The sequence below is a fragment of the Streptomyces polyasparticus genome, from assembly GCF_014493765.1.
Lineage (GTDB): Bacteria > Actinomycetota > Actinomycetes > Streptomycetales > Streptomycetaceae > Streptomyces > Streptomyces polyasparticus.
In genome coordinates this window covers 1-21,440 of record NZ_JACTVJ010000042.1, presented here as the reverse complement: position 1 = coordinate 21,440, position 21,440 = coordinate 1, and the positions used below count along the sequence as shown (strand labels likewise).

Sequence of the window (21,440 nt, the reverse complement as noted above, 5' to 3'; positions counted from 1 at the left end):
CGTCGAAGCTAGCAGTTCCGTTCCATCAGGAACAGACAACGATCACGGAGAACTTGGTTTTCTGAATGAATCTGAACGAACTTGGCTGTTCTTATTGACAACTGAATGTTCGCTTCCCGAGACTCCCGGCAGTAGTCAGCGCCGACGCCTTCCGGTTCGGTGCCGTTCCTGATCGCGGAGGGCTCATGGCCAGCACCACCTCACGACGTAACTTCCTGCGGGGCAGCACCGCGGCGGCGCTCGCCGTCACGGCCGGCGGCGCGCTCGCAAGCTGCGCCGGGTCCGTCAATGAGAACAAGGGCACGGGCGGCGGCGGCAAGGGCGGCACGACCACCATCAAGCTGATGGCCAACGAGAACGAGTTCGCGCCGGAGCTCATCAAGGCCTTCGAGACCGCGCACCCGGACATCAAGGTCGAGGTCCTCGTCTACGACGACACCCGCCTGAACGCGATGCTGTCCGGCGGTGACGCACCCGACCTGGTGCGCGGCACCGGCGCGACCATCACCCCGTACATCGCCAAGAGCGGCATGGCCGCCCCGCTCGACGACTACTTCGCCAAGAGCAAGGTCCTCAAGGCCGACGACCTGGCCCCGGTCAACGACGTATGGCGCTTCGACGGCACCAAGCAAGGTGCGGGACCGCGCTACGGCATGGCCAAGGACTACTCGCAGGACAACACATTCTGGTACAACACCAAGGTCTTCGAAGCCGCCGGGGCCAAGCTGCCGAGCGCCACCGAGCCGCTCACGTACGACGCACTGCTCGAACTGGGCCAGAAGCTCACCAAGCGCAGCGGCGGCAAGATCAAGACCTACGGACTCGATCTCTTCGGCGTGTCCATCTTCCCGAAGCTGATGACCATGGTGTCCTCCGCCGGCGGCACGGTCTTCGCCGAGAACCTGGAGAGCGTCGACTTCTCCACCGCCGAAGCGCGGGACGCGCTCGGCTACTACCTGGAGTTCGCCCGCGCCGACGTCGGTGCCAGCGTCATCGCGCCGGCGCCCGAGGCCGGCACGGCCCCGCTGTTCAAGGCCGACCGCTACGGCATCCTCTCGGCGGGCTACTGGCTGGGCGGCGCGCTGTACGCCGACAAGGTCGCCGACCACATCGGCTTCGCGCCCGCCCCGCAGTTCGGCTCCACCCGGGTCAGCCCGTGCTTCGGCGCGACCGGCCTGTGGATCCCCGAGAAGTCCTCGCACAAGGACGCGGCCTGGACCTTCTTCGAGTGGTTCATGGGCGGTGAGCAGGCCAAGGCCCGCGCGACCAGCGGCTGGGGCCTGCCGGCCCTGAAGTCCCTGGAGGGGGAGCTGCCCAGCGCGAAGCCGGCGCAGAAGCAGGCCAAGGAGGTCCAGACGGCCGAGCTGGCGCACTTCTCGACCCTGACGTTCTCCCCATACGCCAAGGTCGACGCCCTCGAAGCCGCCCTGCAGCAGCAGTTGACCGTCGCGCTCAAGGACAAGCACAGCACCGGCAAGCTCGCCGACGCGCTCAACGACAAGGTCAACAAGCTGCTCCAGCAGGGCGTCGAGCTCACCAAGTAGCGGCCGCCGGGCAAGGAGTTCCGTACGTAACGACCGCCGGGAGAGCGAGAGATGTCCGTCCAGACCGAGGCGCGGCCAGTGGCAGTGGCCGCCGCACCGAAGCCGCCGCCGCGCAAGCGGTGGAGCCGCTATCGCAGCCGCACGTTCTACGCCTTCGTCGCGCCCTGGCTGATCGGCTTCCTCGCCCTCACCGTCGTGCCGATGCTCTACGCCCTGCGGATGAGCTTCACCAACACCAACGGAATATCGGACAAGGCCAGATGGGTGGGGATCGACAACTACGTCGAAGCCCTCCACGACGCCGACGTCCTGCACTCCCTGTACCGCACCGGCCTGTTCACCCTCACCGTCGTGCCGCTGACGGTGCTGGGCAGCGTGCTGCTCGCGCTGCTGGTGAACCAGCCGATCCGCGGCAAGGGGTTCTTCAGGACCCTGTTCTATCTGCCGGCCATCGTGCCCGGCGTGGCCGCCGCGCTGACCTGGAAGCTGATCTTCGACAAGGACGCTGGGCCCGCCAACGGCGTCATGGAGCTGCTCGGTCTCGACCCGGTGACCTGGCTGCAGGACCCGGCGGTGTCGTACGTGCTGCTCTCCTTGATGCTCTGGGGGATCGGCGGCGGCATGCTCGTCTCGCTCGCCGGACTGCAGGACATTCCCAAGGAGTTGCTGGAGGCGGCCCGGGTCGACGGGGCCGGCAAGCTGCGCGTCTTCTGGCACGTCACCGTGCCGCTGCTGTCCCCGATCCTGCTATTCCAGGTCGTCACCGGGGTCATCAACGCGCTGCAGATCATCGCCCAGCCGATGCTGCTCGCCCCGTCCGCGGGCGGTGTCGTCTCGGCCGCCAAGGTCAGCCCGGACACCAACATGTACATGGTCCATGTGTACGCCCAGTACTTCACGTTCGGGCGCTGGGGCTACGGCTCGGCCCTGCTGTGGCTGCTCTTCGTCGTCGTGCTCGTCATCACCTTCCTGGTCATGCGGCTCGGCCGGCGCGTCGTGTTCTACAACGTCGACCCTGACAGCCAGGGCGAGAAGGGCTGATGATGAGCATCGCCACCGGCCGTAACCGCGCCCGCGCCCGCAAGTCCGGCACTTACGCCCTGCTGATCGGGATCGCCGCGCTCTTCACCAGCCCGTTCGCCTGGCTGCTGATCACGTCCCTGAAGACCGAGCGCTCCCTGGGGGCCTTCCCGGTCGAATGGCTGCCCGAGCCCTTCGCCTGGGAGAACTACCGCGCCGCCCTGGACTACATGCCCTTCCTGGGCCACGCGCAGAACTCCCTGGTCATCGCGGTGATCCAGTCGACGCTGATGACGCTGTCCTCGGCCTACGTCGGCTTCGGCTTCGCCCGGCTGCGGGGCCGCGGCAAGAACCTGATGTTCGGCGTGGTGATGGCGACGCTGATGCTGCCGCACGTGGCCACGCTGATCCCCACGTATCTGATCTTCTCGAAGGTCGGTCTGGTCAACACCCTGTGGCCCTGGGTGATGTGGGGCCTGTCCGGCTCGGCGTTCCTCATCTTCATGTTCCGCCAGTACTTCGTGGGCCTGCCCATCGAGATGGAGGAGGCCGCGATCCTCGACGGCTGCGGGTACTTCCGCATCTTCTTCAAGATCTTCCTGCCGCAGGCCAAGCCGATGCTGGCCACCTCGCTGATCCTCTCCTTCACCTGGACCTGGTCGGAGTTCCTGCAGCCGCTGCTGCTGCTCAGCTCGGACCGGACCACGCTCGCGGTGGCCCTCGCCACCGGCTACCAGACGCCGCAGGGAGCACCCATCAACAACCTCATCGCCGCGGGCTCCACCATGTACGTCCTGCCGGTGATCGTCCTCTTCGTCCTTCTGCAGCGCTTCTACCAGGCCGGATCGGCCACTTCAGGGCTGAAGTAGCCTCCGCGACCCCCAGGGAAGAGCACGCCATGAACCACCGTCCCCATGCCCTGTTCGCCATGCGCCCCGGCCTTGAGTCCAAACTGTTCGACCTGGCGGCCCTCGACCGGTTGACCGCACTGGCCGGCATCGACACCGCGCTGGTCGTGAACGACTTCACCACCGGGCCCGCCCGCGAGGCCCTGGCCCGTACCGAAGTGCTGATCTCCGGCTGGGACTGCCCGCCCCTGGACGCCACGGTGCTGGCCGCCGCGCCGCGGCTGCGGGCGGTCGTCCACGCTGCCGGGTCGGTCAAGCACCACATCACCCAGGCCTGTTGGGACCGGGGGATCCAGGTCACCTCGGCAGCCGGCGCCAACGCCGTGCCCGTGGCCGAGTACACGCTCGCCACGATCATCCTGGCCAACAAGCGGGTGCTGCCCATCCAGGACCGCTACCGCAGCACCCAGCGCCCGCACGACTGGATGGACTGGTGCACCCTGCACCCCGAGATGGGCAACTACCGCAGGACCATCGGCATCATCGGCTACTCGCAGGTCGGCAGGCGTGTGGTGGAGATGCTCGCGGGCCTGGACGTGGACGTGCTGGTCCACGACCCCTACCTCGACCCGGCCGAGGCCGAGCGGGAGGGAATCACCCTCGCCCCCCTGGATGACCTCGTCGCCGGCTGCGACGTCGTCTCCCTGCACGCCCCGGCCACCGCGGAGACCTGGCATCTCATGGACCGCCGCCGGCTCGCCCTGATGAAGGACGGTGCCACGCTGATCAACACGGCACGCGGCGCCCTGGTCGACGAAGGCGCGCTGGTCGACGAACTGCGCTCGGGCCGGATCTGGGCCGTCGTGGATGTGACGGACCCTGAGACCCCGCCCGCGGGCTCCCTGCTCTACGAGCTGCCGAACCTGCTCCTGACCCCGCATATCGCGGGCTCGCTGGGCGGCGAGCTGCGCCGGATCGGTGACCACGCGGTGGACGAGCTGGCCCGGTACGCCGCCGGCCAGCCCTTCGTCAACCCGGTCCTGCCCCAGCAACTGGCCCAGATCGCCTGACCCGTGAAGCCAACCCTGCGCATATCCGTGACGCCTGTGGCTTCGACCCTGCGTATCCCCATGAAGCCCGCGAAGCGGCCCCCGCGCATGAGAGCCGTCTGCCTTCTGGCCGCTGTCTCCCTCTTCGGCTCCGGCTGCTCCGGCGGGGAAGAGCAGCCGGAGCGCAGGTCCCAGCTCGCCGTGGGAGCGAAGGCGCCGGAGGTCCAGGCCGACGATGTGCTGGGCGCTGCGGTGGAGTCGGACGGACGAGGGCCGGTGCTTGTCGCTTTCCTGCGCCCGACCACTGGGGCCACCAGCGCGCAGCAGGCCGCGGCACGCTCCTCGGCTGTCGTCGCGCAGAGCATGGCCACGCAGTATGCGGCGCGGGGCTTGCGGGTGGTGATCGTGGATGCGGCGGGCACGGAAGCCGACCGCGACGAGCTGGTCAACCTCGCCTACGACTGGCATCTCGACGGCGTACAGCTGCTCGGCCCCGAAGCGGGCGGCAAGACCGCCGCCTCCTTCGGTGTGAGCGCCACACCCGTCACGTATCTGATCGGGCCGGACGGCATCGTCGACCAGCGCTGGGCGGGCACGCTCAGCGCTCAGGCCGTCGGTCCGGCAGTACAGCACGCCGTCAAGTGATCGGGATTAACCAGCTCAAGGAGGAGCTCGTGCTCAGAACGACCGTCGGATCGACCGCTCGAAAAGCGCCACCCCGTACCGCGGCAGCTTTCATACGTGGCGTCCTGCGCGCCGCCACCGCAGCCGCACTGACCGCCGGCGCGCTCGTCGCCACCGCGGGCGCTGCCCAGGCCGCCAACACCGCGTACTACGTGGACTGTTCGGCCGCCACAGACGGCTCCGGAACCCAGGCAAGCCCGTGGAACACCCTGGCCACCGTCAACGCCCGCACCTTCGGCCCGGGCGACCAGATCCTGTTCAAGCGCGGCGCCACCTGCACCGGCCAGCTCTACCCCAAGGGCTCGGGCGCGGCCGGCTCCCCGATCATCGTGGACGCCTACGGCACCGGCGCCCAGCCGAAGATATCCGGAAACGGGGTGCCGGACGCTGTCTACCTCTACAACCAGGAGTACTGGGAGCTGCGCAACCTCGACGTCAGCAACACCGCGTCGACCACGGCCGTACGGACCGGCGTACGCATCGTGCTCAACGACTTCGGGACCGGCGACTACTACCGCATCAAGAACCTGAACGTCCATGACGTCTCCGGCGACCTGACCAAGGCCAGCGTCGGCATCAGCCTGGACGTGTACGGCACCACCACTCAGACCAAGTTCCACGACGCGATCCTGGACGGCAACACCGTCCGCCACGTCGACCGCACCGGCATATCCAACAGCACCACCTGGAACTGCAACCCCGGCTGGACCGGGGTGTGCAGCGGCGCGGGGACCGCCAACGCCTTCGTGCCGTGGACGGGCATCGTCTTCCGCAACAACACGATCAGCGACACCGGCGGCGACGGCCTGATCATGCGCAACCTCGACAGGGGCCTCGCCGAACACAACACCGTCTACGACGCGGCCCAGCGGTCCATGGAGAACAACGCGGGTCTGTGGACCGTGGCTGGTGACGGCGACGTCATCCAGAACAACGAGGTCTACCGGGTCAAGCGGCAGCCGGGCACCGACGACGGCATGGCCTTCGACGCGGACATCGCCGCCGACTCCTCGGTCTTCCAGTACAACTACAGCCACGACAACGAGGGCGGCTTCATGCTGTTCTGCGGACAGTGCGCGAACGCCACCGGCGGCGGCAGCGTGGTCCGCTACAACCTCAGCCAGAACGACAAGTCCCGCTTCCTGTACGCGGTCGGCCAGACCAGCAGCCAGGTCTACAACAACACCGTGTACCTGCCGGCCGGTTCCACCACCAAGATCATCGAGGATGGTGCCGGAAAGACCACCAAGGTCGCCCTCGACAGCAACATCTTCTACAACCTCGGTACCGGCGGCTACAGCTACGAGAACGCGGCCAAGGCCGCCAACTACGACTGGTCCAACAACACCTTCTACGGCCACCACCCGGCCAACGAACCGACCGACCCGGGCAAGTCCACGGCGGACCCGCTGTTCACCAACCCCGGCGGCGGACCTGGCGGTTACGGGCTGCAGGCGAGCTCCCCGGCCCGCGGCTCCGGCCTCGTGATCACGAACAACGGCGGCAAGGACTACAACGGAAATCCGGTCCCGGCCGTCTGCCGCCCCGACCGAGGCGCCTTCCAGAGCTCCTCCTTCACGGACTCGTCCTGCAGCCCACTGCTCGCCAACGGCACCTTCGACTCCGGCGCCTCGGCCCCGTGGACGCTCTCGCCCAACGCCGCCGTCACCACCGCGGCCTCGCACAACGGCGGCCGTTCGCTGAAGCTGGGGGCCGCCCCGTCGACCGGTGAGCAGACCATCGCCGTCTTGCCCAACACCACCTACATCTTCACCGGGTGGATGAAGACGGGCGCCGCCACCGACACCGTCGAGCTCGGGGTGAAGAACCACGGCGGTTCGCAGCTGGTCGCCCCGACCACCTCGACGACCTGGGTGCAGAAGGGGCTGTCCTTCACCACCGGCCCGTCCACCACCACGGCCACCGTCTTCTGCTACCACAACATCGGCGGCGGATCGGCGTACTGCGACGACCTCCAGGTCGTACGGAAGTAACTGCTCCCCACCATGAGATCGGAGCCGGCTGTGGCAGCCCCTCACCCCCGTTTCGGCCCGGACCCGGACCGTCTTGACCGGATCCGCGACCTGATCGCGTGGCCCGGGCTGCCGCAGCTGGCCTGGCACACCCTGCTCGACGACCAGGCGCACGCCATCGGCACCCCACAGACCCTCGCCCTCAACGCGGCGTTCGCCCACCGGGTGACAGGCGAACCGGAGCAGGCCCGGCTGGCCTTCGCCTGGTTCGAGCGCGCGGCCGACATCCTGGCCACCACTTCCGAGGGGCTGCTGGCCGGAGACATCACCGGGCACCTCGCGCTGGCCTACGACTTCGCGTATTCGGCATGGACCGGGCCGCAACGCACCTACGCCCTCAGGGTGTTCAAGCGAGCCGCGGCGTTCTTCGCCGCCTACCACTGGCCCAACCTCGACCAGGACGACGACAAGGCCAGCAACTGGGTGGCCGTGGTCCGCGGCGGCGAGCTGATCATGCAGCTCGCCACCCGCGGCGAAGGGGACCTGCCCGGCCAAGAAGCCCGGATCGCGCACCTGGTGGATGAACTGCGCCGCCACTTCGAGGACGGCTACGGGGACTCCGGCTGGAACCAGGAGGGCTACGACTATCTGCGCTACGGCCTGGACACCGGCGGCGCCCCGGCCGTCTGGGCGGCGGAGGCCTGCGGCATCAAGGACCTCACCGCCGCCTGGCAACGGCCCCGGTTCGCCGAGTTGATCCTGCAGACGCAATCGCTGCGGCCGGCCGGCGACCGCGTCCAGTTCGGTGTCGGCGAGCGAACCGGCCGGCCCTCGCCGGCCTTCCTCGGCACCGGTACGCGCTGGACTCAGGCCGCGTACCGCCGGCTCTTCGAGCAGACGCCCGAGCCCTTCGCCCCCGGCTCCACGGATCCGCTGTGGACGCTGCTGCGCTGGCCGGACACCGCACCGCACCAACCCGCCCGGCCCACCGCGCTGTTCGACGACCGCGAGGGCGCGTACGCCTTCCGCAACCGCTACCGCAACGAGGACGACACCCTCATCGGTGTCACCAACAGGAACGGCAGCCACTTCGGCTGGCAGCAACGGGAGACCTTCGCCCTCTCCATGATCGGCCAGGGCACCACCTGGGCGCGCATGCCGGCCAAGGAGTGGGACCGTATTGAGCTGTTCTCCAAGCCGCTCATCGACGGCGTCCCGCAGCTGCCCTCGGGTGCGGACGGGCAGGGCCGGACGACGGCCGCCCGCCGCTACCGCGGGCAGGGGGGCGGGTACGTCGCACTCGACGGCGGGCGGAACTACGGGATCGCCGAAGCCCGCCGCGAACTGGTGGTGGATATGCAGGGTTTCGGCTCGGTGGACACCGTCCTGGCGCTGCACGACCGCTTCGCCGACGCGGTGGCGCACCGCATCGATTGGCAGCTCTCCCCGGAACCAGGTGTCGACATCACCTGCGGAGACAGCGGATCGGGCGCTCTTACCTTCCTCTTCCGCCGTGACGACGCCTGGCTCAAGGGCTGGCTGCTCGAGCCGGGCGCGGCGCGGCTCTGTGTGGCCGACGGCGCGTTCAGGATCGCCCGGACCGGCCGCAGTGCCGACTTCCGGCTGGTGCTGGCCCTGGGCCGGGGAACGCCTCCGACCGCACAGGCAGACGGCACCCGTCTCACCCTCGCCGGGCGTTCGTATGACACCGACGACCTTGTCGGCTGTACGCCCGGAGCCGGGGCTGCACCGGGCCGGCTGCCCGTCCTGGAACTGTCCGTACCGCCGCTTCCGTTCCAGCCGGGTGCCACCCGCACCATCACCGCCACGCTCGGCTGGTGGGACCGCGAGGTCCTGCATCATCCGTGCATCCGTCTTGCCGTGCCTGCAGGCTGGGCAGCCGTCGAGCTGCCCGGGGCCAGTCCTAACCGGTTGTCTGAGGGGGAGCGGGCCACTATCGGCTGGGCGGTCACGGCGCCGTGCGGCACGCCCCCGGGTGACTACGTTCTGACCGCGACTGCTCCGACCGACCCTCAGGTCTTCCGCACCGCCGCTGTCTCCCTCGTGCCCACCGACTTGGCCCTCGGCCGTCACGCCGAGCAGTCGAGCACCTTGGGCGAGGCGACCCGCGCCACCAACGGCAACCTCGACGGCCGCTGGGGCCACGGCTCGGTCAGCCACACCCTGGAGGAGGTCCAGCCCTGGTGGCAGACCGACCTCGGCACGAGCGCAGAGATCGCGGAGGTCGTCCTATGGAACCGCACCGACGCCGCCACCGACCGGCTGCGCGACTTCTACGTGCTGGTCTCCGAGGCCCCTTTCGGCAGGGCCTGCCTCGCTGAACTGCTCGCCACTCCCACGATCTGGCGCCACCACGCGACGGGCCCGGCCGCCCGCACCACCACCATCCCGGTGGGCCGCCGCGGCCGCCACGTACGCATCCAGCTGGCCGGACCAGACCCCCGGATTCTTGCCCTGGGTGAAGTCCAGGTCCTCCCGCCTCCAACCGCCCGTACGCACACAGAACAGGGTTCGACCACATGACCATGCAGCCGTGGTTCACCGACGCCAAGCTCGGCATCTTCATCCACTGGGGCATCTATGCTGTCGATGGCACCGCGGAATCGTGGGCGTTCTACGACGGGGACGTTCCCTACGACCAGTACATGGCACAGCGCCACGGCTTCACCGCCGCGAAGTTCGAGGCCGACGCCTGGGCCGACCTGATCGCCCGCTCCGGCGCCAAATACGTGGTGCTCACCGCCAAGCACCACGACGGCGTCTCCCTGTGGGACACGGCGGCGAACGACCTGTCCACGGTCAAGTCGACCCCGGCCGCCCGCGACCTGGTCGCGGAGTACACCACGGCGCTGCGCAAGAAGGGCCTCAAGGTCGGGCTCTACTACTCCCACGTCGACTGGTCGCACCCCGACTACGCGAGCCTGCGCCACCATGACCCGACCCGCGAGTGGATGACGGACAACCCCTTCAGCATGCCCGCCGAAGGTGCCGAGGACCCTGCGGCCTGGGAGCGGTTCCTCACCTTCCACCGCGCCCAGATCGGCGAATTGCTCACCGGGTTCCGTCCCGACCTGCTCTGGTTCGACGGCCAGTGGGAGCGCTCCGAGCGCCAGTGGCGGATGAAGGAGCTGCGCGAGGAGATCCTCGCGCAGTGCCCGGAGACCGTACTCAACGCGCGCATGCACGGATACGGCGACTACTCCACGCCCGAGCAGGGCGTCCCGGTCGAACCGCCAGTCGGGCCGTGGGAGTTGTGCCTGACCGTCGGAGACGCCTGGGGATACCGTCCCGGCGACATCCACCCCAAGTCCGTACGGCAACTGGTGCGTTACTTCACGGAGACCATCGGCATGGGCGGCAATCTGCTGCTCGACATCGGCCCGCGGGAAGACGGCACCATTCCGCAACCGCAGGCCGACCGATTGCTGGGCCTGGGGGAATGGATCGCCCGCCACACGGACGCTGTCTACGGCAGCGCGGCCGGACTCCCGCTGGGACACCACTACGGTCCCAGCACTCTGTCCGCCGACTGCCGCACCCTGTATCTGATGTGCCTTGACGCGCCCCGGGAGTTTGTCGCCGTACGCGGACTGCGCAGTGCGGTGAAGAAGATCTCAGTGCTCGGCACCGGAACCGAACTGGGCCACCGCGTCATCGGAGGCTTCCCCTCCCACGGCGTGCCCGGAGTCCTGCACATCGATGCGCCGACCGCCGCAGACCAGGACGAGTACGCCACGGTCATCGCCGTCGAGCTCGAGGGCGAACTGGACCTCTACCGCGGCGTCGGGCAGGGCTGAACGCTCGTACTGTATGTCTGGGCTTCCGTAGTGGGGTCCTGCTGATTCACCCGGGAGCACCCCGCTGCTGTGGAGCGCGGGCGGACTGAGGCAGTACGTAGGTGCCGTGGGGGCTGGCCGGCGCCAGGAGGCCCATTTCGGTCAGTGCGCGTATGGCCGTGCCGGCAGTGTCCACGCAGACCTTGTAGCGGGCCGCGAGTTCAGGCCGGACCAGGAGTCGGCCCGTGAGGCGGCCGGTCCGGATCTGGTGGCGCAGGTCGTCGGCGACGCGCAGCCATGCGAGGCGCAACGGCGTGACCGTACCGCCGAAGGGGTGGTCGGCGGGCGGACGCAGCCGGGTGACAACAGCTCGACGCACGAACTGTGCGGTGGGGTAGGGGATTTGGTACCGCCGGGCGATCTGTTCGGCGGCGGGCACGGCGCGCGGCGGCAGGGTGCAGGGGAGGCGTTCCAGCAGGTCCTCGGCGAGTGCCTGGTCGCGGGGTGCCTGCTCTCTGGGCATTGCCAGAAGGCGGGCAGGGGAGACAGGATCGGCAAGTCCCGCCCCTGTGCCAGGTCTGGCTCCGGCTGGTGCACGGTGGTGTTGATATTCGGCTGGCTCATGATCGTCTGGTTGTTCAGCCTTGATGCGCGGGTAGGGCGGAGCATCTAGTCTGCGGCGCCGAGTGGCTGGAGATTGGTGTTCCGCGGGGTGCAGCGTGTCGTCTCACCCGGTGGCCGCCGGCGGCTTTCCTCGAGCAGATGTCGACCCGCCGTCAGGCTGCCCACTCCGAAGGGCCGGCCTCGGGGAGCTGCCGCGCGCGATTTCGTGACGGGGTTCCATCATATGGAGCTGCCGTAATGGGATGTTCGCTGGATTTGCCGCTTATTGGGCTATATGTATCCAGTCTTAGTGGTTTGCGCTACTGAAGGGCGGAGGCGCAATGCGGTTCGGTTGGGCGAGGTCGGCGGCGGTGGTTGCCGTCGGGTCTGTGGTGCTGGGATTCGGGGCAGTGCCCGCCGCGGCTGGCGCATTCGTGGCCTTCCAGGGCGCGATCGCGGATGTGAACCCATGAAGCGGAGCGCTGCTGCTGAGGAATGGGTCAATCTTCGAACGTGGGGATCGCGGCGGACGTCGTGGTCCGGGGGGACCGCCGCAGTCGGGGAACTGTGAAGGTCTTCAGGTGGGCGTCCTCTTCCCGGGTGAGGTCGCGTGGCCGCTTGTGTTCGTCGCTTGGAGCCACAGTTGTTCTGGCGCTGAACAGTGGTCTGCCCTGCACGCGTGCCGTGATCTGAACGGTGAACGCGCGTTGCCCGATACGAACCACCCAGGTTTCTAAAGGGATTGGTGTACTGCGGTGGTGCATCGAGGTGTGATAGTTGATCTCGTGGCGGAGTACGATCAGGCCATGAGGAAAGAGCGTGGTGGCGCGCTCCGCGGGACAGAGCACCGCGAACATCGCTTCGCGGGCGTAGGCGAGCTGGACGCAGTCGGTGATGCGGCCGTCCGTACCATGGTCGGATGAGCGGGTGGCACAGCGGTGGATGTAGGTCTCGGGGGTCACTTGGGATCCCTTCTCCGAAAGCTGCATATATTGCATATCGGACGAATCGCAGGGTGGTGCCACAGTAGGTCACCGCGGTTGTTGCCGCGCGGCTGCTGACCTTCGAGGCTGAAGACCCGCTCTGACGTCGTCGACAGGAAGCAGACGATAGCCGTCGCCGGCGCAGCACGGCGTCCCGGCACCCGGCTCCCCGCGGAACTCCGCGACCACGGTCATCACTTCACGCTCCTCGCCCGCGAAGAACCTTGCGCGGGCCGTGCCACCCTGGCGCGACGACTCACCGGCGGGCTGGGCGTCCTCTGGGTCTTTGCCGACTACTTCTTCGCCCGGCGCCTGCACGCCATCTCCGTGAACTCCGAGGCACCCGGCCTGGGCCTGGGTCTGCAGGGCTTCGCTCAACCCGCTCAACCCGCTCAACCCGCTCACCCGCGCGCGGTCTGCCCGGCCTAGTGCCGCAGCGGCGATTCCTCATCGCCGCTGGTCAGAGGCGTCCCCTCGCGAGGGTTCCACTGACGTCTACGACAGCAAGATCAAGTTCAATGCGCCGACACCGCGGCGCGCCGTAACTCTCGCCGGCATGCAACTCGAACTCACGCGCAGTGACCGCGCGGTGCGCGGTCAGGGACCGCCTGTCTAGCGTCGATCCATGGACCAGGACAACGGCACCGCTAATCGACCGTCCCCGCCGCGCAAAACGCACGGCTCGGCCGGTCGGCGCCGCTCCAAGGCTGGCCAGTCCCGTTGTCGACGGAGTCATCGCCACTCGTCGCGGCGCACTGCCGCCCTCTGGCCGCATCGGCATCCCCGGTCGAACAGCTGTTCACATGATGAGTTGGGAGTATAGGTGTCCTCTTCTGACCTTCATTCCCCGCACGCCACGGCGGCGTCCGCCCCGTGCACCGTCGCCGCCGTACGGGACTTCGCCCGCATCGAGGTACCTGCTTACCTCGCCACTCACTCCGAGTCCGAGTATCCCGAGGACCTTGTCGACCAGATGCGCTGCCTGGGCATATTCGGCGCCACCACCCCAGCCGTCAACGGCGGATCCGGGATGTCCCCCAACGAAGTCCTCGAGGTCATGTACGAACTGGCCCGGGCCTGGCAGCCGCTGGCCGGCATGGTCGGCACCCACCTGAAACTGTGCCGGGATGTGGAGCGCCACGGAACCCCGGCCCAAAAGGAGACCTGGCTGCCCGCCATGGCCAGCGGTGCGATGATCTGTGCCCGCGGCTACACGGAGCAGGGCCGCACCGCCCCCGAGAGCCTGGCCGCAACGGTCGAGTTCCGGGCCGACGGCATTGGCCTGCTCAACGGCACCAAGAGATGGGTGACACACGCCCGCCATGCCGACCGGATTCTCTTCGTCGCCCGCCGCGGTCCTCGCGCCCAGTGCGTCATTGTGGACCCCTCCCGGGCCGGCGTGAAGATCGGCGACGAACTGCCCCGGCCCGGCATGCTGGGTGTGTCCCTGGCCGAGGTCCACGTCAACGACTACGAGTTCGATCCCGAAACTGATGTCCTGGGGGGCCCCGACGGCGACGTCACCGCATCGCTGCGCGGTCACGACGTCACCCGCTACCTCACCCGCGCGATCGGCTCGGCCGACGCCGTTCTCGCCTGGATGTCCGCGTTCGTCGCCTCCACCATCGAACAGCGCCCGCCCGAGGTACGCAGCGTGATGGCCGCGCGCGTCGGCCAGATCGCCATCAAGGTCGCGGCGATACGTCTGGGGCTACACGATCATCAACGACATCACCGCCCGAAACCTCCAACGCGCACACCAGCAGTGGCTACTGGGCAAGTCCCTCGACACTTTCGCACCCATGGGTCCCTACGCGGTCAGCGCCGACGAAGTCGGTGACCCCCGCAAGCTGATCGTCTCCTGCACCGTCAACGGGCAGCTACGCCAACAAGCCCCCATCGAGGACCTGATCTTCGATGTACCCGACCTGATCAGCATTATCTCGTCCGGGATCACGCTGCGCAGCGGCGACATAATCGCCACGGGCACCCCCGCGGGCACCGGTGTCGGCTTCACCCCACCGCGATTCCTGCAGCCAGGTGACGTCATCGAATGCGCCATCACAGGCCTGGGTAAACTCCGCAATACCATCGCCGTGCCAACACATCCCGCACCCGGGGCGGAGAAAACCGGGTGCGGCAGCACGGTCGGCCGATGACATCCGGGACACACTGACTCGGCATCCCGAGCTCGGACGACTTGTCGGAATTCTCGACCCGTAGGGGGGATTCCCGCTGTGCTGCAATGGCACTGCGACGCCATGGTGGCCGGGGAGAGCCCGGCACACGATTGTCTACGGGCCATGAAACAGCGTCGCACGACTGCGATCAGATCGTGGGTCCGCTGCAGGCTCTCGCCGGTGCTGCTCGGATGGGCCCACGATCTCACCGCGGCAGGAACCCACCGGATCACCCGGATCTGCGAACGCCAGGGCGACTCCGGGAACGCGGGCAGAACGGTGGCTTCCTCGTCACGGAGTCCTCCAGCGGACGGTGACCTTGAGGCCCTTGCCGTTCGGGCCGGGTTCGGCGTGTACGTCGGCGTGGTGGGCGGCTGCGATGGAACGGACGATGGACAGACCCAGGCCGACCGCGGCGGAAGGGTTCGAAGAGGGTGGGCACGTCGTAGGCCGGGACGGGGGGCCGGTGTGAGACGTGCGGGCGACACAACCAGTGGGGGCGGACAAGCCCGCGGGCGCCCGGCTACACCATCGCCAACGCTGCGGTGGGCGCCAAGCCGCGCCGCCCGCAGCGCCGGATACAGGCCCGCCACACCACCGATGGCCAGAGTCGCGGCGATTCCTCCGCCCACCGCCCACAGCGGAACGACGGTCGGCCAGCCCTGAACCAGCGCGTACACGCTGGTGACTACGGTGCCGATGGCCGCCCCTGCCGCACCGCCAAGGGCGGACAACAGCAAGGACTCGGTGAGGAACTGACCGCAGATCTGGGACCGGATGGCGCCCAGCGAACGCCTCAGTCCGACCTCGCCTCGGCGTTCGAGCACGGAGATGACCATGGTGTTGGCCACGCCGATCCCGCCGACGAGCAGCGCCACCGCGCCAAGTCCCAGGAGCAGTCCGGTGAAGGCCTTTTCGCCGGCCTGCTTCGCGACCAGCGCGTCAGAGGGGCGAGAGATCGCGACTCCGCTGGGATCCTCGGGATTCGCGCTCCGGGTCAGCAGTCCCCGTACGGCGTCGGGCGAGGCCTCAGCGGCGCGGGTGTAGATCGTGGTGGGGTGGCCGTCGAAGTCAGGCTCTCCTTGGCCATGTCCCAGCCCACCAGTGCCGTTGTGTCCAGTTCCGGTGCGAGGGAGGCCGGTTCCAGGATTCCGGCCACGGTGAACCATCGCCCGCCCAGCCATACCCGGATGTCCGGGCCGGCCTCGGTGATCCCGAGGAGTTCGGCGGCCTTGGCCCCCAGCACGGTGACCGGATACGCGGCGGTGGCCCGGTTGAGCCACCCGCCCTTGGCGAGTTGTGCACCCACGGTGTCGAGCAGGTCGGCGCGGGCCGCGGCCACGCCGAGGCCTCTGGACTGCTCAGCAGGGATCCTGCGGTGCGGTTGACCTGCGCCCCGCTCACCTCTCCGATGGCGGTGGCCGACTCGACGTGAGCGATCCTGCTGATCATGTCCGGGGCGGCCGACGGAGTTTCGCCTCGCCTCCGCCGATGGACTGGCGCGGTGCGACGGTGAGGAGATTGGTGCCCAGCCGGTCCATGGTGCGGTCGAGTTAGGCCCGGCTGGAGCTGGAGATGTCGACGACGGACGCCATCGCTGCGATACCGACGGCGATGCCCAGCGCCGAGAGGAGCACCCTGACAGGGCGGCTGCGCAGCCCGAAACCACCAGTGCGTACGACGTCGGAAGGCTGCATCCGCGCAGGGGTCAGCATGCCGCCGCCTCTGGTGACGTCCCGGGATCGGCTACGAGCGCCGACCTCTCTGTCCGAGTGGACGCGTCCGTCGAGCATCGCCACCTGCCGCGGCAGCGAGGCCGCGATCTCCCGGTCATGGGTGATGACGAGCACCGTTGTGCCCGCGGCGTGCAACTCGCGCAACAGCTCCATCACGACCCTTCCGGAACGGGAGTCCAGTGCGCCGGTCGGTTCGTCCGCGAGCAGCAGCGCCGGATCACCGATCACGGCGCGGGCGATGGCCACTCGCTGACTCTCACCGCCCGACAGCTCGTGCGGCCAGCGCTCAAGGCGCCGGCCGAGTCCCACCCGGCGCAGTGCCGCCGCCGCCCGTTCCCGGCGCATCCTCAGGCCGACACCGCTGTACAGCAGGCCGGACGAGACGTTGTCCAGCGCCGAGACACCGGGAGCGAGGTGGAAGTGCTGGAAGACGAAGCCGATGCTGCGGGCACGCATCGCGGACAACTGCCGGTCGGTGAGGTCGGCCACCTTGTGCCCGTCGACGCGGACCTGACCGCTCGTCGGCCGGTCCAGAGTGCCGATGACCTTGAGCATGGTCGACTTACCGGACCCCGAAGGCCCGACGATTGCGGCGAGTTCACCCCGGCGAACGGTCACGCTGACATCGTCCAGTGCGGTCACGCCGCCGGGGTGGACCTTGGTCACCGAGTTGAGGACGACCACTTCGGCTGTCGGCACGTCGGCCACCTCATCGGTCACTGCGGTCATCGGGGCACCCGCACGTTCATGCCCTCGGTCAAGCCTTTGCCACTGACCTGGACCCGGCCCTGCGCGAACAGGCCCAGTGTCACCGGGATCCGCCGCACCGGGCGGCCACGGTCCATCACTTCGACGCCGTAGCCGCCGTCGGGCATCGCGACCAGCGCCGTGACGGGCACGGAAAGGGCGTTCTTCGCCCGGTCACTGACGAGTTCCACGTCCACGGTGGCGGTGTCCAGACCGGCGAGCGCCTTCTGGTCCTCGATCGCGATCTGCACCTCGGTCTTCGTACGTGCCTGGTCCTGTCCCTCAGCCTGCCGGCCGCCGCTCTGCGCCCCGCCGTCGGTGGCCGGCGTGACGGTCCGCATCTCGGTGATTCTCCCGGTCACATTGCGCCCGTCGGGCAGGGTGACCTGCGCACCCTTCTTCGCCAGTGCCTGGTTTCCGGCCGGGAGCTGGGCGGTTACGGACTTCTTGCTGCCGGTACGGGTGAGGATCTTGCCTTGGGCCGGATCGATGACCGCGACCGAGTGCGCCGCTACGCGCGCTGCTCCCGGGGGTGAACACCACGCCGCCCTTCGCCAGTTGGCCGGTACCCTCGGCGCTGAGGTCGCGCTGCCAGGCGCGCACTGACGCCGCCGTGGCGGAGGTGAACGTGTCACCGGCCGGAGCACCGTAACCGAGTGTGCGGAGGTTGTCGTTGACCTGGCGGACATCCGGACCCTTGAGGCCCTTCGTGAGATCCCGGTACATCGGCACGTTCCCGTACAACAGGACAACCGGCCGGTTGTCCACCTTGTAGAGTGCCTCGCCGCGCTTGACCGTCGCTCCGATTCCTGGAAGCCAGGTTACTGTGCCGGGCGCCGTACCCTGCACCGTGGCGCCCTCGGCGTAACCCAGTTCACCCGGTACCGACTTGGTGGCCTCCAGATCGCCTCGGGTGACGGCGGTCATCGCGAGTGCGTGCGCGGATGCGCTGTTGTCCGTCTCCGTATCGCCGTCGTCCCGCAGTACGAGGACACCGATCCCGCCGGCGCCGACGCCATGGTGACCCGGCTCTCCGCGTCCGCGTTCGCGAAGATGGGCGCACTGTCACGGCGAGCAGAGCCGAGCGCCGCCCGGTCCTTCGACCGGGACCGGGACGGCTTCGTCCTCGCCGAGGTAGCGGCCGTCCTGCTGCTGGAGCGGGCGGCGGACGCAGCCGCCCGCCGGGTCGCACCACGAGCGCTGCTGTCCGGCTACGCCATGACCGGCGACGCCACCACGCCACAGCACCCGACCCCGGGGGCCGCGGTCTGCGACGGGCGATGTCCGCCGCGCTCGCCATGGTGGGGGCGGCGCCCTCTGATGTAGACCACGTCAACGCCCACGGCACCGGGACCCGGCTCAACGACCGGGCGGAAGCCGCCGTCATCAGGGAGGTGTACGCGGCGGGCGGACCCACCGTCACCTCCGCCAAAGGCGCGCTGGGGCACACGATGGGCGCCGTCGCAGCGGCGCTCACCGCCGACGCTCGCCCGCGGCGTCGCCCCGCCCACGGCCAACTACGCACGCTCCGGACCCGATACGGACGGCATCGACGTGGTCGCCGACAGGCCCGCGACCAGCGGATCGAACTGGCGCTGAGCCACTCGCTGGGATTCGGCGGACACAACATAGCGCCGACAACCCGTGGCCGAGTGCGACCGGATCGACCTGCTCGAGAACCTCGGCGGCCGACGCCCGCAGGGATCCCCGCGGCCGCGTGAGCTTCGCGAACGATCCCAGCGGAAAGTCTCCCTGGCCGGGAAACAGATGGATATCGGCGCCCTGCATGCGGCCTCCAGCGATCGGCCCGATGGCGGTCAAGGTCTGCTGTCCTGTGACCCTGGGCGACGGCCACCGAGCACCTGAAGACTTGCTGAGGCGAGGCCTGTTGAATCCTGGCTATGTTGAAGTAGGTCAGAGTCGTGCCGCTTGCACAGGCCCAACAGGAGAGGCCGCTTGCTCCATCGGTATGCCTAGTCCTGGGTGCACGACGGCAGCAAGCTCCCGAAGCGCTAAGGGTGTTCACCGTATCCACCAACTGGACCCCCTACTCAGAGCAGAACTGGAAGCCGTACGGGAGCGCGCCGAGAATCCGCCCGGCCTGGGAGGCGGAGATGCCCGTGTCCGCCAGGTGCGCGGCGATCAGCCGGTGCGACCAGCCGTCGTAGGGGTGTGGCGGGCACTGGTGGCCGTCGCCACGATCCGCAGTCGAACCTCCGGCCCGTAGGCCGGCGGTCCGCCCGAGCGGGGCCGGTCTTCCAGCCCGGCCAGCCCTTCATCGGCGTACCAGTCCCGCCACCGCACCACCGAGGAGTTCTCCACTATCCGCCAGGTCGAGCAGCGAGCAGGACTATGTGAGCGCGCTGCGGGCGCTGGTGATCAGCGAGCGGATGACCGCCAGTGTGTTGTCGACCTCTTCTTCACTGAGCTCTTTCGGTGTTGCCGCTCCAGGGTGAGTACGGCTTTGGCGATTGGCGTCATTCGAGTCGGGCTGCGGCGGGCGTGACGGATGATCCGTCAGGTCTTCAGTCGGGCAACGCGGCGCTCGACCAGGGCGCGGGTCCGGCCGAGCGCGCGGTTGACGGTCTTTTGCGTGGGGGTGAGGTCTTGGAGGGGGCGGCGTTTGACCGCGGTGGTAGCCCAGAGCCCTGCGCCTTGATAGGCGAGGTCGGCCAGGACCGGGATGCCCTGACGTTCGCAGATTCGGATGACGCGGTGGGTGCGGGCTGCGGTCAGATCGTGGCTGCGGCCGGGCAGGGCGGGTGACAACCACAGTTGCCCGGTCGGGTCGGTGACGACCTGCACGTTCACGCCGTGACGGCGGTGTTTGGCGGAGTAGTCCTCCTGGCCGTCGCCGACGCGGTCGCACTCGGCCGGGGTGCCGTCCAGCAGGACGAAGTCCGGGTCCGTCTCGAGCGGCGGCGAGCTGGGCGAGGGTGTCGTGGCCGCGCAGGTACACCAGGCCGACCAGGGCCCACTGGTGCGGCGGGAGTTTGCAGCGGCGGTCACCCTCGCGGGTGACGAGGAGGATGGTGACCCACTCAACCAGCGCATGCGGCAGGACGAGTGCGGCAGGACCGGGAACCAACGAGGCTCCTGTGCCGGTGAGTTCAGACTTCGAACACCTCCCTCAACGGCACGGGAGCCTCGTGCGTTGCGGGCGGCCTCGAAAGACCTCACTATTCGCGATTCCGGCGGCCATCCGGAGCGCCTGCACTCGGTAAGGGGAGGTCGCGGTGCGAATGCCGTGATGCCAGCCAGGCCACGACTGCTTCCGGAGTGGCCATCTGCTGGTCCAGTGGGGTGAGCATACGAAGCGGGGGGCAAGCCGCGCCGGGTACGCGGCTGGCTGGCTGGCCCGGCCCGCCGACCCGCACTTCTTCACCATCCTGTCGTCGCTCGGCTGGGTACGTGCCGCGACGCCGGTGGTGTCAGTCAATGCTGCGCAAGATGTTTTCCTCTGACGGGTCCGAGTCGTCGATCCCAGCCCGGCGAATCGGAGCGCATCGCGCCCATACGTCCAGACATCGCTCTACTTGTGGCAGAGGGGAGGTCTCCGTGCCGGGCTGGATTAGGCGGGAAGCCTCTTTCCGTTGAGTCCGCGGAGTATCGTGCTTGCGCATTAATTCGGCCTCCTTCGCCATTGGAGCATCAGCCGGCAATGTGGGCAATAGCAGTGCCGAATATGGCCACGGCGCTTCGGATCGGGGCAGCAACCCCGGTGTCCGCTATGTAAAACCCGAACCCCGCGCAGATAACGGCGTGTGAGAGCTTCATATCTCCCTTACGGCCCAGGAACCATGCACCAGCACCTAGGACCAAGGGCAGCGAAAGGTGAAGGGACGGCATGACGCACCTCGAACCCCGAGGGAGGAAAGTGTCAGCACCAGCCTGCACGCCTTTTTGCAGTGCTCAACCCCTGGGTGCTGACGTCATAGTAGCGGAATTCGATTTCGCGACCAACTTGTTACTCAGTGCTACCGGATTCCGCAGCGCACCCGCCACCGGAACATCGCATCCTGGACGCCTTAGCGTGATTGTATTGCGAGCTCTACGGATTAATCATTCGCAATGCCTAATTGACAGCCGGTAGTCATGGGGGGCGTCGGGTGGTCAATCACCGGGAAGCAGCAAGCGGACCGGTGGTAGGTGAAGATGTCGGCGACTTTGTGCCACAACCCGACCCACCGGCATCTCTGCAGGTCAGGCGAGTTGGTAGTCCCTGCGCTGATGGAGGCCGAGATGGCCGGGGAACGGCGCGCGTATCCGACTGATC

The 21,440-nt window shown here is 68.4% G+C and carries 18 protein-coding genes and 5 pseudogenes; 13 read left to right on the top strand and 10 right to left on the bottom strand.

The features are described 5' to 3' along the window. Positions 1-185: 185 nt before the first annotated feature. The 8 genes from H9Y04_RS43745 to H9Y04_RS43710 all read left to right on the top strand — a co-directional run bounded on the left by H9Y04_RS43745 (position 186) and on the right by H9Y04_RS43710 (position 10,936). Positions 186-1,544 carry an extracellular solute-binding protein gene (locus H9Y04_RS43745; protein WP_187819848.1) on the top strand — a complete coding sequence of 453 codons (1,359 nt, stop codon included), beginning with the start codon at positions 186-188 and terminating at the stop codon, positions 1,542-1,544. A 51-nt stretch (positions 1,545-1,595) separates the two neighbouring features. After that, positions 1,596-2,585 carry a carbohydrate ABC transporter permease gene (locus tag H9Y04_RS43740; protein ID WP_187819847.1) on the top strand — a complete coding sequence of 330 codons (990 nt, stop codon included), beginning with the start codon at positions 1,596-1,598 and terminating at the stop codon, positions 2,583-2,585. Next, on the top strand, positions 2,585-3,433 hold the full coding sequence (locus tag H9Y04_RS43735) for a carbohydrate ABC transporter permease (RefSeq protein WP_236072181.1): 849 nt from the start codon (positions 2,585-2,587) through the stop codon (positions 3,431-3,433). The genes H9Y04_RS43740 and H9Y04_RS43735 overlap by 1 nt, the downstream gene beginning before the upstream one ends. A gap of 29 nt (positions 3,434-3,462) precedes the next feature. After that, positions 3,463-4,482, top strand: coding sequence for a hydroxyacid dehydrogenase (locus H9Y04_RS43730; RefSeq protein ID WP_187819845.1), 1,020 nt, complete (start codon positions 3,463-3,465; stop codon positions 4,480-4,482). 87 nt (positions 4,483-4,569) lie between these two features. Beyond that, positions 4,570-5,106: a peroxiredoxin family protein gene (locus H9Y04_RS43725; protein ID WP_187819844.1), complete on the top strand. Its 537-nt coding sequence runs from the start codon at positions 4,570-4,572 to the stop codon at positions 5,104-5,106. Between the two features lie 29 nt (positions 5,107-5,135). Then, positions 5,136-7,139, top strand: coding sequence for a carbohydrate binding domain-containing protein (locus H9Y04_RS43720; protein WP_187819843.1), 2,004 nt, complete (start codon positions 5,136-5,138; stop codon positions 7,137-7,139). Positions 7,140-7,169: 30 nt separating this feature from the next. Continuing rightward, a complete protein-coding gene (locus H9Y04_RS47885; RefSeq protein WP_187819842.1) occupies positions 7,170-9,662 on the top strand; it encodes a galactose-binding domain-containing protein in 2,493 nt (830 codons plus the stop codon). Further along, positions 9,659-10,936, top strand: coding sequence for an alpha-L-fucosidase (locus H9Y04_RS43710; protein WP_187819841.1), 1,278 nt, complete (start codon positions 9,659-9,661; stop codon positions 10,934-10,936). The genes H9Y04_RS47885 and H9Y04_RS43710 overlap by 4 nt, the downstream gene beginning before the upstream one ends. A 46-nt stretch (positions 10,937-10,982) precedes the next feature. Here the strand turns inward: H9Y04_RS43710 and H9Y04_RS43705 are convergent, their stop codons facing one another. Further along, complete coding sequence (locus H9Y04_RS43705; RefSeq protein ID WP_187819840.1) at positions 10,983-11,438, bottom strand: GntR family transcriptional regulator; 456 nt, start codon at positions 11,436-11,438, stop codon at positions 10,983-10,985. A gap of 580 nt (positions 11,439-12,018) precedes the next feature. Further along, entirely contained in the window at positions 12,019-12,480 is a 462-nt protein-coding gene (locus tag H9Y04_RS43700; RefSeq protein WP_187819839.1) for an acyl-CoA thioesterase family protein, read from the bottom strand. Between the two features lie 844 nt (positions 12,481-13,324). Between H9Y04_RS43700 and H9Y04_RS47260 the strand changes: the two genes are divergently transcribed. From H9Y04_RS47260 to H9Y04_RS43685, 3 genes and pseudogenes are all read left to right on the top strand, one after another. Further along, positions 13,325-14,341 carry an acyl-CoA dehydrogenase family protein gene (locus H9Y04_RS47260; RefSeq protein ID WP_187819838.1) on the top strand — a complete coding sequence of 339 codons (1,017 nt, stop codon included), beginning with the start codon at positions 13,325-13,327 and terminating at the stop codon, positions 14,339-14,341. Then, positions 14,223-14,660: a fumarylacetoacetate hydrolase family protein gene (locus tag H9Y04_RS43690; protein ID WP_308802043.1), complete on the top strand. Its 438-nt coding sequence runs from the start codon at positions 14,223-14,225 to the stop codon at positions 14,658-14,660. Before H9Y04_RS47260 ends, H9Y04_RS43690 begins: the two co-directional genes overlap by 119 nt. Positions 14,661-14,852: 192 nt before the next feature. Beyond that, positions 14,853-14,936, top strand: a pseudogene (locus tag H9Y04_RS43685) (IS5/IS1182 family transposase); the annotation flags it as partial. A 36-nt stretch (positions 14,937-14,972) separates the two neighbouring features. Here the strand turns inward: H9Y04_RS43685 and H9Y04_RS48725 are convergent. The 6 genes and pseudogenes from H9Y04_RS48725 to H9Y04_RS48510 all read right to left on the bottom strand — a co-directional run. Further along, positions 14,973-15,144 (bottom strand): annotated as a pseudogene (locus tag H9Y04_RS48725) (ATP-binding protein); the annotation flags it as partial. A 151-nt stretch (positions 15,145-15,295) separates the two neighbouring features. Continuing rightward, positions 15,296-15,520 (bottom strand): annotated as a pseudogene (locus H9Y04_RS47255) (ABC transporter permease); the annotation flags it as partial. A gap of 158 nt (positions 15,521-15,678) precedes the next feature. Beyond that, positions 15,679-16,023, bottom strand: coding sequence for an ABC transporter permease (locus tag H9Y04_RS47250; protein ID WP_236072180.1), 345 nt, complete (start codon positions 16,021-16,023; stop codon positions 15,679-15,681). A gap of 415 nt (positions 16,024-16,438) precedes the next feature. Beyond that, positions 16,439-17,146, bottom strand: a pseudogene (locus H9Y04_RS46325) (ABC transporter ATP-binding protein); the annotation flags it as partial. After that, positions 17,143-17,505 carry an efflux RND transporter periplasmic adaptor subunit gene (locus H9Y04_RS43675; protein WP_187819854.1) on the bottom strand — a complete coding sequence of 121 codons (363 nt, stop codon included), beginning with the start codon at positions 17,503-17,505 and terminating at the stop codon, positions 17,143-17,145. The gene H9Y04_RS43675 and the pseudogene H9Y04_RS46325, both read right to left, overlap by 4 nt. Then, positions 17,447-17,890 carry a peptidoglycan-binding domain-containing protein gene (locus tag H9Y04_RS48510; RefSeq protein WP_368858448.1) on the bottom strand — a complete coding sequence of 148 codons (444 nt, stop codon included), beginning with the start codon at positions 17,888-17,890 and terminating at the stop codon, positions 17,447-17,449. Before H9Y04_RS48510 ends, H9Y04_RS43675 begins: the two co-directional genes overlap by 59 nt. Before the next feature lie 210 nt (positions 17,891-18,100). On the opposite strand from H9Y04_RS48510, the gene H9Y04_RS47245 reads away from it, so the two are divergent. Beyond that, complete coding sequence (locus H9Y04_RS47245; RefSeq protein ID WP_308802042.1) at positions 18,101-18,490, top strand: beta-ketoacyl synthase N-terminal-like domain-containing protein; 390 nt, start codon at positions 18,101-18,103, stop codon at positions 18,488-18,490. After that, positions 18,445-18,885 (top strand): hypothetical protein, encoded by a 441-nt coding sequence (locus H9Y04_RS47240; protein WP_368858446.1) that lies wholly within the window; start codon positions 18,445-18,447, stop codon positions 18,883-18,885. The genes H9Y04_RS47245 and H9Y04_RS47240 overlap by 46 nt, the downstream gene beginning before the upstream one ends. Positions 18,886-19,306: 421 nt before the next feature. On the opposite strand, the gene H9Y04_RS48505 is transcribed toward H9Y04_RS47240, so the two are convergent. Next, entirely contained in the window at positions 19,307-19,468 is a 162-nt protein-coding gene (locus H9Y04_RS48505) for a helix-turn-helix domain-containing protein (RefSeq protein WP_368858447.1), read from the bottom strand. A gap of 75 nt (positions 19,469-19,543) precedes the next feature. After that, a pseudogene (locus tag H9Y04_RS43655) lies at positions 19,544-20,252 on the bottom strand (transposase family protein). Positions 20,253-21,440 lie beyond the last annotated feature (1,188 nt).